This is a genomic window from Polynucleobacter parvulilacunae (assembly GCF_018881715.1).
Taxonomy (GTDB): domain Bacteria; phylum Pseudomonadota; class Gammaproteobacteria; order Burkholderiales; family Burkholderiaceae; genus Polynucleobacter; species Polynucleobacter parvulilacunae.
This window is the reverse complement of sequence record NZ_JACVPW010000001.1, coordinates 663757-679198: the sequence shown is the minus strand read 5'-3', so window position 1 is coordinate 679198 and position 15442 is coordinate 663757. Positions and strand designations below refer to the sequence as shown.

The following is a 15442-nucleotide window of genomic DNA, read 5'->3' as shown; positions in this document are numbered from 1 at the left end:
CCCCTTATGCCAATTTGTCTGCAGCGCGTTTCACTGCTTTTTCAATCCGGGAATATGTGCCACAGCGACAAATATTTCCACTCATAGCATTTTTAATATCATCGCTACTAGGCTGTTTTTTCTTGGCCAGCAAATCCGCTGCAGACATCATTTGCCCAGTCTGACAATATCCACATTGAGGCACATCGAACTCAATCCATGCATCTTGCAATGCTTTGCCAACTTTTGCCGCCAAACCTTCGAGGGTAGTAACGGATTTACCAGCAGCTGCAGAAACCGGTGTTGAGCATGAGCGTATTGCCGAACCCTCCAGGTGAACAGTACAGGCTCCACAAAGCGCAGCTCCACAGCCATACTTCGGACTGGTGACATCCAAATGGTCCCTTAAAACCCAGAGAATTGGAGTTTCAGAATCTCCATCAAAATTAACAGCTTTGCCATTCAGAATAAAAGATACGGCCATAACGCCCCCTTAGTTAGATGTGCATTAGATTTGAATTTTCTAAAACAAAACAATGTTTTAGCACCCACAAATCATGACAGATCTTCAGAATTTCAGGGGAAGTAATGTGATTAGGGATTTCACCAAGAAAAATGGCTCAGAATTATCTGAGCCATTTATGTGCTTCCGAATGAAGATTGAAGTCTATGCTAATGCGCCGCAGCAGTTTTTATACTTCTTTCCGCTACCACAAGTGCAAGGGTCATTGCGCCCAACCTTTGAGCCGGTACGAAGAGGTGCAGGCTGAATATCAATTGCAGCACCACGATCGCCAGTTGATCCGGCCACTTCCTTCTCGGGATCAGCATGCTGATACTGAACATCAGAAAGTTTTGCCAAATCATCATTCATTGACTCTGATGCCTGATCTAACTCATTAGCACTACGAATCTGAACTGTCATGATGCTTTTCACAACATCATTTTTGATGACATTAAGCAGTTCACCATACAACTCAAATGCTTCGCGACGGTATTCTTGCTTTGGATCCTTTTGTGCATAACCGCGCAAATGAATACCTTGGCGCAAGTGATCTAAAGCAGCCAAGTGCTCACGCCAATGACTATCTAAGCTATACAACAGAACCGAGCGCTCAAAACCAGCAAAAGACTCACGCCCAGACAGTTCGACCTTCGCATCATAGGTATCTTGAGCAGTCTGCAATACGCGCTCAACAATTTCTGCATCATCTACTGTCTCAGCACTTTCAACCCAATTTCTCAGGTCGATCGTCAGACCCCATTCGCTGGCTAGAACATTCTCGAGCCCCGCTAAATCCCACTGCTCCTCCATAGACTCCAGGGGAACATACACCGAGCAAACGGAACGCAAAACGTCTTCACGCAAATTAGCAATTAACTCGCCGATATCGGCACTTTCAAGCACTTCATTTCTGAGGCGATATGTCTCCTTACGCTGATCATTCGCTACGTTGTCATATTCAAGCAACTGTTTACGAATATCAAAGTTACGACCCTCAACTTTGCGCTGAGCAGACTCAATCGAACGCGTTACCATGCCAGCTTCAATGGGTTCACCATCCGGCATCTTGAGTCGATCCATCACAGCACGCAAACGATCGCCTGCAAAAATACGCAGAAGCGCATCATCCAATGAAAGATAGAAACGTGAAGAACCAGGATCACCCTGACGACCTGAGCGACCTCTTAACTGATTATCAATACGACGACTCTCATGACGCTCGGTACCAATAATGTGTAAGCCACCAGCCGTTAGAACTTGATCGTGAATACTCTGCCACTCATCTTGTAATTGCTTAATCTTGGATGCTTTCTCAGCATCCGAAAGCGCGCTATCAGCTTCAATTAAGGATGACTGCTTACCTACGTTGCCACCCAGAACGATGTCAGTACCGCGACCTGCCATATTGGTGGCAATCGTGATCATTTTTGGGCGACCCGCTTGGGCAATAATTTCTGCCTCACGCGCATGCTGTTTCGCATTTAAAACCTGATGCGGAAGTTTGCGTTGATCTAGCAAATTCGCAATCAACTCAGAGTTCTCAATTGAGGTAGTGCCAACCAATACTGGCTGACCACGCTCGTAGCAATCTTCAATATCTTTAATGACTGCGTCGTAACGTTCGCGCGAAGACTTATAGATTTGGTCTTGCTTGTCTTTTCTTTGGCTAATACGATTTGGAGGAATCACAACGGTTTCTAGGTTGTAAATTTCCTTGAACTCATATGCCTCAGTATCTGCAGTACCAGTCATACCAGCTAACTTGCCGTACATACGGAAATAATTCTGGAAAGTGATTGTCGCTAAGGTTTGATTCTCATTCTGAATCTGTACGCCTTCTTTAGCTTCTACAGCCTGATGCAGCCCATCAGACCAACGACGACCCTGCATCAAACGGCCAGTGAATTCATCCACAATGATGACTTCGCCATTTTGCACAACGTAATGTTGATCGCGGTGATACAAGGTATGTGCACGCAGAGCTGCATACACGTGATGCATCAATGTAATGTTTTGTGGTGCGTAAAGAGAATCACCATCATTGAGCGCGCCCAGCTGAACCAACACATTTTCAGCCTTGTCGTGGCCTTGCTCCGTCAGATAAACCTGCTGTGATTTTTCATCAACCCAATAGTCGCCCGGCTTTTCAACACCAGTGCCATCGGCCTTCTCTTCGCCAATTTGACGATCCAAATGAGAAGGCAGCGCATTAATCTTGATATAAAGATCAGTGTGGTCTTCCGCCTGACCGGAGATGATTAATGGCGTACGAGCTTCATCAATCAGAATAGAGTCGACTTCGTCAACAATCGCATAAGCTAAGCCACGCTGTACACGCTGATCCAAATCCTGAACCATGTTGTCACGTAAGTAATCGAAGCCAAATTCATTATTGGTGCCGTATGTAATATCGGCGGCATAGGCTTCTTGCTTGGTAGTGTGATCCATTTGGGATAAATTCACGCCTACCTTCATACCCAAGAAGTTGTATAACTTGGACATCCATTCAGCATCACGCTGCGCCAAATAATCATTCACTGTTACAACATGAACACCTTTACCGGTCAAAGCATTTAAATAGACCGGCAGGGTTGCAGTTAAGGTTTTACCTTCCCCTGTACCCATCTCAGCAATCTTGCCATGATGCAAAGCCAAACCACCGAGCATCTGAGCATCGAAGTGGCGCATCTTCATCACGCGTGCGCTAGCTTCGCGAACCACCGCAAAAGCTTCGGCTGCGATGTCGTCCAAAGACTCTCCAGCAGCAAGTCGGGATTTGAATTCTGCTGTCTTTGCGGCGAGAGCGGCATCATCCAAAGATTGCAAGCCGGCTTCAAAAGCGCCAACCTTAGCAACAACTTTGCGATACTGTTTTAAGAGGCGGTCGTTACGACTGCCGACCAGGGTTTTAAGAAGACCGATTACCATGGGATATTGAAGAAAATTAAGTCCTTGAGTTTATCACCCGCAACCCCATTTTTTATGAACTTTTCCCCCAAACCATCCCGCAAGCACACAGCCCATGACTGGATGGATTACCTACGGGAATCCGATGGCCTTGGGGGGATTTTGGCCAAAACTGAGGATCTAGCCAAACTCAAGACAATCATCAATTCAGCCCTGTTAAAGCTCGAGTTAGGTCACTTGAGCTCGAAGATAGAGGCTGGGTGGCGTTCTGGGTCCCAGGATGAGCTCTTCTTACTGGTTGGTAGCGCCACCATCGCAACCCGTCTACAACAAATATTACCTAGCTTAATCAATGAGTTAGCTAAATCTGGCTTACCTTGCAAGGCAATAAAGGTACGGGTAAAACCAGCTCCACCAACCTGGGAGGTAAAGCCCCGTTTAGAGACCCGCGAGAAACCAAAAGGACTGAATGAGGTTGCAAAAAAGTCTTGGGAGTCTCTTTTAGAGAAGCTAGGACCAGACTCAGGCTTGCGTTCCTCAATCGAGAAACTACTTAAAAACAAGCCAAGATAGCAAAAGAATTCTTAAAACCTCTTAGAAAAAGAGGGGCTGACTTTCCTGGGAATACGCACCTGGAGCCTTATTTTCAGCAAAAGAGCTAATTTCATAAGAACTTGGATCTTCTAAAAGCTTACGTAAAAGTGCGTTATTGAGGGCGTGACCTGATTTCTCAGCAATATAAGCCCCAACAATAGGATGTCCAATGAGATAAAGGTCGCCAATGGCATCTAAGATTTTGTGGCGCACAAATTCATCTTCATAACGAAGCTCTTCGTTATTCAAAATACGATGCTCATCTAAAACAATTGCATTATCTAAACTGCCACCGCGTGCCAAACCCATCTCACGCAAAGCTTCTACTTCATGCGCAAAACCAAAAGTACGTGCACGACCAATTTCACTGCGGTAGGCTTGCTCTGCAAAGTCAACAACAAAGCGTTGGCCAGTTTTATCTACAGCCGGATGCTTGAAATCAATTGTGAAATCTAACTTAAAACCAAAGAATGGCTCTAAGCGCGCAAGCTTATCGCCCTCACGAACTTCAACTGGTTTTTTAATCACAACGAATTGACGTGGCGCTTCTTGTTCGGCAATGCCTGCAGATTCAATTAAGAATAAAAATGAGGCCGCGCTACCATCCATGATGGGTACTTCTTCGCCATCTAGCTCAATCAATAAATTATCAAGGCCAAGTCCAGCGCAGGCTGATAGCAAATGCTCCACTGTGGAAACACGAACGCCATCTTTTTGAATAACAGAAGCCAATCTTGTATCGCATACCGCTAAAGCAGTTGCAGGCACAACCGACTGCTCAGGCGTATCTACCCGAACAAACTGAACCCCTGAATTTACTGGTGCAGGCTTGATAGAAATCGTCACCTTACGACCAGAATGCAAGCCAATCCCCACGGTCTTCACCGGAGTTGCGATAGTGCGTTGCTTCATCATATTTGGATATCTAAATTCAGGGGGGTATTAGTTATTGAATAAATTCGTATTACAGCTTTTTCAGAATAGAAGTGGCATCACTGACTTCAAATTTGCCAGGAGCTTCACGGTCTAATGATTTAACAATACCATCCTCAATAATCATGGCATAACGATCTGAGCGAACACCAAAACCACGAGCAATTAAGTCCAGCTCCAAGCCAAGCTTTTTGGTAAATTCAGCACTACCATCACCTAACATGCGAATCTTCTTGCCAACCTTTTGATCGCGTCCCCATGCACCCATTACAAATGGATCATTTACAGAAACACACCAAATCTCATCAACGCCCTTTGCTTTAATCGCATCGTAGTGCTCAACATAACCAGGCACATGCTTTGCAGAGCAAGTCGGAGTAAATGCGCCAGGCAAAGCAAACAACACAATCTTTTTTCCAGCTGCAATTTTTTCAACTTCAAAAGCATTTGGCCCTAAGGAGCAGCCTTCGCTCTCTTCATTCATAAATTCATAAAGAGTAGCGTTCGGTAATTTTTGTCCAACAGCAATCATGACATCTCCAATAAATAATTGTTAGTAAGCATGCCAACGCAAGCGCGGGATTCGTCGTCCGGAGGGGCGCCGCGCTGGCATTTCGCAATTACCTATTGTATTAAGCAGTTAATTAATCTGCTTGCTTACGTAAAAAGGCTGGGATTTCATAGTAATCAGCCCCTTTATCCAACATGGATTTAGCCTGTGGCGAGCTATCCGCACCTAATGTAGGCGCAGGAGTCGCCTCACGAGAGCTACGAAAAACACGTGGCAAATCATATTGACTATAGTCAACACCAGTACTTGCTGGTTGAGCCGCAACTACTGGAGCACTTCCAGCGCCTGTCATTGCTAAACCTGCGCTAGTACTTAAAGCAGAATCCAAACTCACTCTGCTGATAGCGGCTGATGCACTAGCTGGAGCAAAGCTGTTGAGATCTGCCATTGTTGGCATTGCATCATGCGTACCAGTAGCTTGTCTCCAAACTACTTCAGGCTGGTTATTTTTACGAGCTTGCGGATTGTTCAGGCCAGTGGCTACAACAGTTACGCGCAATGCATCACCCAGACTCTCGTCATACACGGTACCGAAAATCACAGTTGCATCATCGGCAGCATAGCCACGAATTGCAGCCATGACTTCGCGAGTCTCAGATAACTTCAATGAACGGCTGGCAGTAATATTCACTAATACGCCACGTGCGCCAGACAAATCCACACCCTCGAGCAATGGTGAAGCAACTGCAGCTTCAGCAGCTAAGCGTGCGCGATCCATACCAGAAACAGTTGCTGTTCCCATCATGGCTTTGCCTTGCTCACCCATAACTGTCTTCACGTCCTCAAAGTCAACGTTAATCAAACCTTGAACATTGATGATTTCTGCGATGCCAGAAACAGCGTTATGCAACACGTCATCCGCGCAAGCAAATGCTTTGTCGAACTCAGCATCTTCACCCATCACTTCAAAGAGTTTCTCGTTGAGCACAACAATCAGTGAATCTACATACGATTCGAGTTCTGCCGCACCGTTCTCAGCAACCTTCAAACGCTTCACGCCCTCAAAATCAAATGGCTTACTGATTACGCCAACAGTAAGGATGCCCATTTCCTTGGCCACTTGAGCCACGATTGGAGCTGCACCAGTTCCAGTGCCGCCACCCATACCTGCGGTGATGAACACCATATGCGCACCTTGCAATGTATCTGCAATACGAGCACGTGCTTCCTCAGCTGAGGCTGCACCGATTTCTGGTTTAGCGCCAGCACCTAATCCGCTAGAGCCTAGTTGCAAATTCACAGATGCCTCAGAACGCTGTAAAGCGCCAGCATCGGTGTTCATGCAAATAAACTCTACGCCGTTAACACCACGACGGATCATGTGCTGGACAGCATTACCACCAGCGCCACCGACTCCAACCACTTTAATAATGGTTTTGCCAGCTGTTTCTTGATCTAACATTTCAAATTCCATATACCCTCCTAGGTAAATACGTACTACGTTGACGACGACGAAAAAAACTTAATTAAAAAAATTGCTTAAAAATTTCCTGCAAACCATTCCTTCATGCGCGAGATCACACCCTGTAACGCGCCTGATTGAGAAACGCGACGGCCACGCAATAACTGCGCTTGACCTTCCATCAACAAACCAATGCTGGTGGCATATCTAGGACTACGCAAAACTTCATGCAAATGTCCACGGTATTCAGGCGTACCAATGCGAGCTGGTCGCAAGAAGACTTGCTCAGCCAACTCCACCATGCCCGGCATTAATGCGGTGCCACCCGTTAAAACGATTCCAGAAGAAACCATATCTTCATAACCGGAGTCACGAACGACACCCCTGACTAAAGTAAATAACTCTTCCACACGAGGCTCAATGACTGCTGCTAGCGCTTGCTTAGACATTGGTCGCGGCTCACGATCACCAACCCCAGGAACATCGATCATTGCAGTTGGATCGGCCATCTCTTGACGGGCAATGCCATGTGCAATCTTCAGATCCTCTGCATCAATCGTTGGCGTACGCAATGCCATCGCAATGTCATTGGTAATTTGATCACCTGCAATAGGAATAACGGCGGTATGCCGAATAGAGCCCTGACAGTAAATAGCGATATCGGTTGTCCCGCCACCAATATCAACCAATACGACGCCAAGCTCTTTTTCATCTTCGGTTAACACCGCTAAGCTTGAGGCCAAAGGCTGCAATATCAAGTCATTCACTTCGAGACCACAACGGCGTACACACTTCACAATATTTTGTGCGGCGCTGACAGCGCCAGTAACAATGTGTACCTTCACCTCTAAACGTAAGCCACTCATACCGATTGGCTCACGTACATCTTCTTGTCCATCAATAATGAATTCTTGAACGAGAATGTGCAAAATCTGCTGATCAGTTGGAATATTGATTGCTTTTGCGGTCTCCAGCACACGCTCTACATCTCCAGAGCCAACCTCTTTATCGCGAATAGCCACCATACCGCTCGAGTTAAAACTCACAATGTGATTACCCGCAATACCCGTAAACACTTGCACGATCTGGCGATCTGCCATAACTTCAGCCTCTTCAAGCGCCTTCTGAATAGACTGAACAGTTGCCTCGATATTGACTACAACACCCTTCTTTAAGCCTTTGGAAGCGGTTTGGCCAACACCAACTACGTTGAATTGACCATCAGGAGCTAATTCAGCAACCAAGGCAACAACCTTGGAAGTTCCAATATCCAAACCAACCAAAATATCGCGATTATCTTTACTCATTACCATTCCTCATTACTTCAGCTCACTTTTTTTGCCGTCTACTTCATTCTTTTTCAAACTTGCAGAAGCAAGATGAACTGCGAAACCATTTGCATAGCGCAAATCGACTGCATCCACTCGATTCGCCCACTTCTCTTGTACTTGTGGCCAGTATTTAAATAAACGCGCCACACGCTCTTCCGTTAAATTTTTATCGGAGCTTTCTTCATCACGCCCAAACTCAACCTTCATGCCATTCGAAAGCCTGACATGCCATGCATATCGCTCCGTAAGGGCTAAGCTTGTTACTTCAGCCCCCCAAGGCTTAAACCAATTATTGGCTTTTTCAAAAAGACTCATGACTTCCTTGCCAGCATCTGCAGGGCCAGAGAAATCCACAAGACGCACATCGTCGCCTACCTCTGATACGCGCCCAGTAAAGAGTTCGCCATGGGTATTCATGAGGGTATGGCTATCAGCACCGCCCCATGTTCCAAAAGGCTTTTGCTCTTCAATGCTGACTACTAGACCATTTGGCCAAACTCGACGCACATTGGCGTGACGTACCCAAGGCATGCTTTCAAAACCACGCTTCACATCTTCTAGGCGAACACTGAAGAAATTTCCTTGCACTGTTTCCAAGACCTGCTGCTTAACAATAGGCTTATTAATATGTTTCAAAGTTTGTCCAGCAACTGGCTCAATTTGAATTTGTTTCAAAGCAAATACTGGGCGCTGACTCAGCCAAACCAAAATACCGATGACCAACATCACCACAAAGCAACGGATCAAGAAACGACTCAACTTCTCCATACGATCTGAATGATTCCAAAGTGGAGCCATCAGCATCGAGAAGATTTCGCCGAAACGATCCATGAAGTTACTCATGCAGAAGCGCCCTCTTTTTGCTGCAATGTTTGACTAAGTAACCACAGCACCAAGTCCGCATACTCAATACCAGCCGCCTTTGCAGCCATTGGCACTAAAGAGTGAGATGTCATACCGGGGGAAGTATTCATCTCCAGCAAATAAGGCTTGCCTGTTTTTTGATCTAGCATCACATCAGCACGACCCCACGTACGGCAGCCCAAGGCTTTATAGGCAGCCAGAGCTAATTCCTGGACGGCAGCATTGACTTCAGGCGCAAGTCCAGTTGGGCATAAATACTGAGTTTCATCAGAGAAGTACTTATTATGAAAATCGTAATTTGCTTGTGGTGGAATAATTTTAATTACCGGTAAAGCTTCAGCTGTTTTACCTTGACCAACTAATGGGCAGGTTAATTCGTCACCAATGATGCAAGTTTCTGCGATCACTTTTTTATCCAAGCCTGCAGCAAGCTTATAGGCGGCCGGCAGCTCATCTACTGATTTCACCTTGGTTAAACCTAAGGAAGAACCCTCATGGGCTGGCTTGACTATTAAAGGCAAACCTAAATGTTTTACGACCGCATTCCAATCGCTATCGGCAGTTAACTCTTCATATTCAGGAGTTGCAAGTCCGTTACTAATCCAAACTTGCTTGGTAACAATCTTATCGATTGCTAAAGCAGATGCCAATACACCACTGCCCGTATATGGCAGGCCCAATAATTCCAATAAACCCTGAATGGTTCCATCCTCACCAAAACGACCGTGCAAAGAAATAAAGATACGATCGAAATTTTCTTTTGCCAATTCTGTAGGACAACGCAAACCTGTATCGAAAGCGTGTGCATCAACACCTTTTGCACGTAAAGCCTCTAATACGCCATTCCCTGACATGAGGGAAATTTCCCTCTCTCCAGATTTACCGCCTAGCAATACACCAACGCGACCTAATGACTTGAGATCCAAGCTAGCTAAGCTAGTCTTCACGCGATCGCCCCAGGAGCTCAAATTAGCACCCACCTTAGACATGCTTTGCCTCCGACAATGTATGTGGCAAAGCAGAAATTGATCCTGCACCCATCGTAATTAATACATCCCCATCTTTTAAAACTTGACTTAATTTTTCTGGCATCTCGGCTACGTTTGCAGCATAAGCAACTGCGCTTGTATTTAATAAAGCTTTGGAATTCTTATCCTCGGCAATAGCCGCTTTCATCAAGCTCTTGCTATCTGCTCCCGGTATCTTTGCTTCGCCTGCTGGATACACATCGGTCAACACCAATGCATCAAAATTTTTGAGTACCTGTACAAACTCACCAAAACAATCACGTGTTCTTGTAAAGCGATGTGGTTGGAATGCCAAAACGAGACGGCGATCTGGATAAGCACCTCTAGCCGCAGCTAAGGTTGCCGCCATTTCTACTGGGTGGTGACCGTAGTCATCAATCAAGGTGAAGCTACCACCAGATGCCAGCGAAATCTCACCGTAACGCTGGAAGCGACGGCCGACACCGCCAAACTCAGAGAGCGCCTTGGTAATGGCTTCATCACCCACACCCAACTCTGTCGCTATACCAATTGCAGCCAAAGCATTACGCACGTTATGTAAGCCAGGCAAATTTAGTGTGACATTTAATGGGCCAGGCTTATTACCGTGTCTGCGTACCGTGCGACGATCAACCGTGAAGTGCATCTGCGTACCGTCCGCACGAACATTGCTTGCGCGAATATCGGCATCCTCTGATAAGCCATAGCGAAGTACTGGCTGAGATACAAATGGAACGATGTCACGCACATTTGCGTCATCAATACAAAGTACCGCTACGCCATAAAATGGCATACGTTGAATGAATTGCACAAATGCTTGCTTTAAGCGCGCCATATCGTGCTGATAGGTATCCATATGATCGGCATCAATATTGGTTACCACTTCCATGGCCGGAAATAGCTGTAAGAAAGAGGCATCTGACTCATCTGCCTCAACGACAATAAAGTCACCACGCCCCAAGCGCGCATTGGCGCCTGCAGAATTAAGCTTGCCGCCAATCACAAAAGTAGGATCTAGACCGCCCTCAGCCAATACCGATGCAACCAAGCTAGTAGTTGTTGTTTTGCCATGTGTGCCAGCAATTGCAATACCTTGCTTAAGACGCATTAACTCACCCAGCATCACTGCACGCTGGATAACCGGAACCTTCGCTGCGCGTGCAGCCAGGACCTCAGGATTATTACCGGCAACAGCCGTGGATATCACTACCGCTTCAGCAGTGCCAATATTTTTAGGATCATGCCCAATATGAATTACCGCACCCAACTCTCTAAGGCGCTTGGTAACTACACCATCGGCAAGATCTGACCCAGAAACTTGATAACCCAAGTTAAGCAGTACTTCAGCGATACCACTCATGCCAGCGCCACCGATTCCGATGAAGTGAATTTGCTGAACAATATGCTTCATATACCTACTCCCGCACAGTCTGCGCACACTTCGGCCACTCGCTGAGTAGCGTGTGGCTTAGCTAAAGCATGCGCTCTTAATGCCATCTCTTTCAGTTCTTCACGATTGAAGTTTTGAATCATCAATGCCAAATCTTGTGGGTTGAGAAATGGCTGTGGCAATAAAACGGCTGCTTTTGCATCTGATAAGAATTTTGCATTCGCAGTCTGATGGTCATCAATCGCATGAGGAAAAGGAATCAGACAAGAAGCGACACCGCAAGCAGCAATTTCAGAAACTGTCATAGCGCCCGAACGGCAAATTACCAAATCTGCCTGTGAATACGCTACCGGCATGTCATCAATAAACGGGCGAATATCTGCTTTTACCCCCGCGTCGGCATACCGCTTTTGCAGATCCGCTAAATGCTTATCGCCCGCCTGATGAATCACTTGGGGACGCGACTCCGCCAGGATCAATGCCAATGCAGCGGGAATATTTTCATTTAAAGCCGCCGCACCAAGACTTCCACCCACCACCAAGATTGAAAGTGGACCTTGACGCTGGTCATAGCGAGCTGCAGGCGCAAGCATGTGATCAAACTCTTCGCGAATAGGATTGCCTACCCACTCTGCGTTTGCCATCGTATCTGGGAATCCAGTAAGAGTACGCATCGCAATTTTGCTTAAGGCACGATTAGCGCTACCCGCAACTGAATTTGCCTCATGCAAAACTAATGGGCGCTTTAAGAACTTGGTCACCAATCCGCCTGGAAAGGTAATGTATCCACCCATACCCAAAACCACATTAGGTTTTACACGGCGCATAATCTTCCAGCTTTGGACACATGCACGCATAAGGTTGATAGGTAGCATCAACTTTGCTTTTAATCCCTTACCGCGCAGACCGCCAAACTCCACTGCCTCGAATGGAAAATCACAAGACTTCACAAGGCGATACTCCATGCCTGCTTGGTTACCCAACCAAGAGACCTTCCAACCGCAAATTCGCAAATATTCGGCAACAGCAAGCCCTGGGAAGATATGCCCACCAGTACCGCCAGCCATCACCAGAATTGAGGGTTTTGTCAAAGCTTCCCTCCACGCATGAGAATACGATTTTCAAAATCAATGCGTAGCAACATTGCTACAGCAACTGCATTCATCAAAATTCCAGAACCGCCATAACTCACCAATGGCAAAGTCAGGCCTTTGGTTGGAAGAAGGCCGAGGTTCACGCCCATATTGATAAAGGCTTGCCAACCAATCCAAATGGCGACACCTTTAGCGGCAAGACCTGCAAAGCTACGATCTAACTGCAAGGCAGTGCGGCCAATTAAGAAAGCACGACGTACGATCCAATAAAACAAGAAGATCATGACAACTACACCAACAAAGCCCAACTCTTCACCAATCACAGCCATGATGAAGTCGGTGTGCGCTTCTGGTAAGTAGTGCAATTTTTCGACACTACCGCCAAGACCCAAACCAAACCACTCACCTCGACCGAATGCCATAAGTGAGTGAGTCAACTGATAACCCTTATTAGCAGCGTTATCCACTTGCCATGGGTCCATAAAAGCCAACATACGTCCGCGACGAAACGGAGACAGCGCAATCATGGTTGCACCACTCATCAAACCAACCAGAATCAAGCCGCCAAATAATTTAGCGTTGATACCGCCTAAAAAGAGAATGCCGAATGCAATCAAAGCAACCACTACGAATGCACCCATGTCTGGTTCAGCCATAAGCAAGCCACCAACTAGAGCAACAGCAATGCCCATAGGCAGCATGCCCTTAACAAAAGAGTGGAGATATTCTTGGCGCTGAACGGTGTAGCTCGCCGCAAAGATCACGGCAGCAAATTTCATCAGTTCGGAAGGTTGGAAGTTCATTAAGCCAAGCGGAATCCAGCGCTTAGCGCCATTCACGCCCTTACCTACTCCAGGAATTAATACGGCGATGAGCAATAAAACAGTAAATCCGAAAATCACTGGTGAGTAGCGATCCCAAACTTTAGTCGGAATCTTGAACGCCCAAATACCAACCCCAATTGCAATCACCAAAGATATGACATGGCGAATAAGGAAAAAGTTGCTGCTGTAATTAGCGTACTTAGGACCATCAGCCAGAGTAATGGAGGCGGAGTACACCATTACCAAACCAATCAACATCAGAGAGAGAACTGCCCATACAAGTAACTGGTCGTAGTCCATCATGCGTGAACGGGTTTGTTCGACACCCGATACTGCATCACGCAAGCCAGTGCGGAAGTTATCAATTCCGCCACGGGAAAAATTCCAGAAGCGATTTAGTCCGAGGCGATTTTCAGGAAATAATTTTTCTTTTAAGTTCATACCTGAACTCCTTCAAATTGCATTCCCAATTCTTCAACTTCTGCCGCAAATACTTGAGCGCGCTCCATATAGTCTCGGAACTGATCTAGGCTTGCACACGCTGGAGAAAGTAAAACCAAATCTCCAGAGATCGCTTTTGATGCTGCAGCCTGAACAGCAGATTTCAAATCTCCACAATTTGTACTATGAATACCAGAACCTAGAGCCTCACCAATTGCAGCGCCATCTTTACCGATTAAGAAAGCACCTTTAACAAAACGTAGGGCTGGCTCACGCAATGGACTGAAATCCTGCCCCTTGCCCTCGCCGCCAGCAATTAACCAAATTCGTTTTCCAGATTCATTGCTGCCAAGGCCATTTAATGCCGCGACGGTTGCACCCACATTAGTACCCTTACTGTCATCAACATACTCAACGTCTTTCACAATGGCAATACTTTGCACGCGATGCGGTTCACCGTGGTAATCGCGCAAGCCATGTAAGAGCGCGTTCAGTGGCAAATTAGCGGCACGGGCTAGTGCAAGTGCCGCCAATGCGTTTAATGCATTGTGGCGACCCCGGATTCTTAAGGCATCTGCTGGAATCAAACGCTTAAGTCGCAACGGCTCATCTTCCTCAACGGCGGCAGACTTACGGCGACGCTTAGGTTTAGGCTCAACATCCTCATCCACTTCAGCCCACACCAGCCAATCAATTCCACCTGCACGCAAATCATGCTCAATACCAAAAGCGCCTTGCTCATCAGGGCGATTAGAGCCAAAAGTCACAATAGACTTCTCCGCCTTTTGTGCCTCAGAAAGCAAATTCATAACCAAAGAGTCATCACGATTCAGAATGCACACCGTATCGGCACCAAATATTCTTGACTTAGCATCTGCATATGCCTGCATATCGCCATGCCAATCTAGATGGTCTTGAGTAATATTCAGCACGGTTGCGGCTGTAGCATTAAATGTATGTGTATAGACTAGTTGGAAGCTTGATAACTCCAACACCCATACATCGGGCATATCGACAACTTGATCTGCCGTATCTAAACAGCTCATTAACTTTTCTAAGGCAGCAGGGCTGATGTTTCCTGCAACAGCAACTTTCTTGCCAGCGCGTTCGCAGAGTTGACCAGTTAATGCAGTAGTAGTTGTTTTGCCATTGGTACCAGTTATTGCCAATACTGCAGTGGCATAGCCTGACGCTTGCTCTTCATTTTTAGCCATACGGTCTAAAGCAGAAATGGCTCGAGCAAAAAACTCAATCTCGCTCCAAACATCGATTTCAGCTTGCTCAGCATTAGCCAAAAAGGACTGCATTGGCTCTTGTAGCGGCGATAGGCCTGGGCTAATACCAATCACATCGATATTTTTAAGCAAGTCATCACTCAAAGGACCAAAACAAATATCCTTTAATCCAGCAATCTTTAACTCCTCAAGCCAAGCGTTTTGACGCTCGGTAAATGTTGTTTGATCACGAGTGTCAGCTAAACGTACCTGCGCACCATTACGTAGACACCACTTTGCCATAGCGACTCCAGATTCACCTAAGCCCAATATCAGGAATCGGGATGGCGCTTGATAGCCTTCATCAGCCATAAAGGCTGAATTTG

General features: G+C 46.4%; 13 protein-coding genes. 1 reads left to right on the top strand and 12 read right to left on the bottom strand.

Translation table 11 applies throughout. The features are described from left to right. Positions 1-4: 4 nt before the first annotated feature. Together ICN18_RS03590 and secA are read right to left on the bottom strand one after the other, a co-directional pair. Positions 5-463 carry a (2Fe-2S)-binding protein gene (locus ICN18_RS03590; protein WP_216189114.1) on the bottom strand — a complete coding sequence of 153 codons (459 nt, stop codon included), beginning with the start codon at positions 461-463 and terminating at the stop codon, positions 5-7. Positions 464-646: 183 nt separating this feature from the next. Continuing rightward, positions 647-3412 carry a preprotein translocase subunit SecA gene (gene secA, locus ICN18_RS03585; RefSeq protein ID WP_216189113.1) on the bottom strand — a complete coding sequence of 922 codons (2766 nt, stop codon included), beginning with the start codon at positions 3410-3412 and terminating at the stop codon, positions 647-649. A gap of 54 nt (positions 3413-3466) precedes the next feature. Here secA and ICN18_RS03580 point away from each other — a divergent pair, with 54 nt between their 5' ends. Continuing rightward, positions 3467-3964 carry a hypothetical protein gene (locus tag ICN18_RS03580; RefSeq protein WP_216189112.1) on the top strand — a complete coding sequence of 166 codons (498 nt, stop codon included), beginning with the start codon at positions 3467-3469 and terminating at the stop codon, positions 3962-3964. A 21-nt stretch (positions 3965-3985) separates the two neighbouring features. Here ICN18_RS03580 and lpxC read toward each other — a convergent pair whose 3' ends face one another. The 10 genes from lpxC to murD all read right to left on the bottom strand — a co-directional run bounded on the left by lpxC (position 3986) and on the right by murD (position 15428). Beyond that, positions 3986-4900, bottom strand: coding sequence for a UDP-3-O-acyl-N-acetylglucosamine deacetylase (gene lpxC / locus ICN18_RS03575; RefSeq protein ID WP_216189111.1), 915 nt, complete (start codon positions 4898-4900; stop codon positions 3986-3988). A gap of 49 nt (positions 4901-4949) precedes the next feature. Then, positions 4950-5450, bottom strand: a complete 501-nt coding sequence (locus tag ICN18_RS03570; protein ID WP_216189110.1) for a peroxiredoxin — start codon at positions 5448-5450, stop codon at positions 4950-4952. 112 nt (positions 5451-5562) lie between these two features. Next, positions 5563-6903, bottom strand: coding sequence for a cell division protein FtsZ (gene ftsZ / locus ICN18_RS03565; RefSeq protein ID WP_216189109.1), 1341 nt, complete (start codon positions 6901-6903; stop codon positions 5563-5565). Positions 6904-6968: 65 nt separating this feature from the next. Continuing rightward, positions 6969-8198 carry a cell division protein FtsA gene (ftsA, locus tag ICN18_RS03560; protein ID WP_215321364.1) on the bottom strand — a complete coding sequence of 410 codons (1230 nt, stop codon included), beginning with the start codon at positions 8196-8198 and terminating at the stop codon, positions 6969-6971. Between the two features lie 12 nt (positions 8199-8210). Beyond that, positions 8211-9065 carry a cell division protein FtsQ/DivIB gene (locus ICN18_RS03555; protein WP_216189108.1) on the bottom strand — a complete coding sequence of 285 codons (855 nt, stop codon included), beginning with the start codon at positions 9063-9065 and terminating at the stop codon, positions 8211-8213. Continuing rightward, complete coding sequence (locus tag ICN18_RS03550) at positions 9062-10075, bottom strand: D-alanine--D-alanine ligase (protein WP_216189107.1); 1014 nt, start codon at positions 10073-10075, stop codon at positions 9062-9064. Before ICN18_RS03550 ends, ICN18_RS03555 begins: the two co-directional genes overlap by 4 nt. Next, on the bottom strand, positions 10068-11504 hold the full coding sequence (gene murC / locus ICN18_RS03545; protein WP_216189106.1) for a UDP-N-acetylmuramate--L-alanine ligase: 1437 nt from the start codon (positions 11502-11504) through the stop codon (positions 10068-10070). Before murC ends, ICN18_RS03550 begins: the two co-directional genes overlap by 8 nt. Further along, the gene (gene murG / locus ICN18_RS03540) at positions 11501-12550 is read right to left on the bottom strand and encodes an undecaprenyldiphospho-muramoylpentapeptide beta-N-acetylglucosaminyltransferase (protein WP_216189459.1); all 1050 of its coding nucleotides are present in this window, start codon (positions 12548-12550) and stop codon (positions 11501-11503) included. Before murG ends, murC begins: the two co-directional genes overlap by 4 nt. A 20-nt stretch (positions 12551-12570) precedes the next feature. Then, on the bottom strand, positions 12571-13842 hold the full coding sequence (gene ftsW / locus ICN18_RS03535; protein ID WP_216189105.1) for a putative lipid II flippase FtsW: 1272 nt from the start codon (positions 13840-13842) through the stop codon (positions 12571-12573). Beyond that, positions 13839-15428 carry a UDP-N-acetylmuramoyl-L-alanine--D-glutamate ligase gene (gene murD / locus ICN18_RS03530; protein WP_255532099.1) on the bottom strand — a complete coding sequence of 530 codons (1590 nt, stop codon included), beginning with the start codon at positions 15426-15428 and terminating at the stop codon, positions 13839-13841. The genes ftsW and murD overlap by 4 nt, the downstream gene beginning before the upstream one ends. Positions 15429-15442: the final 14 nt, after the last annotated feature.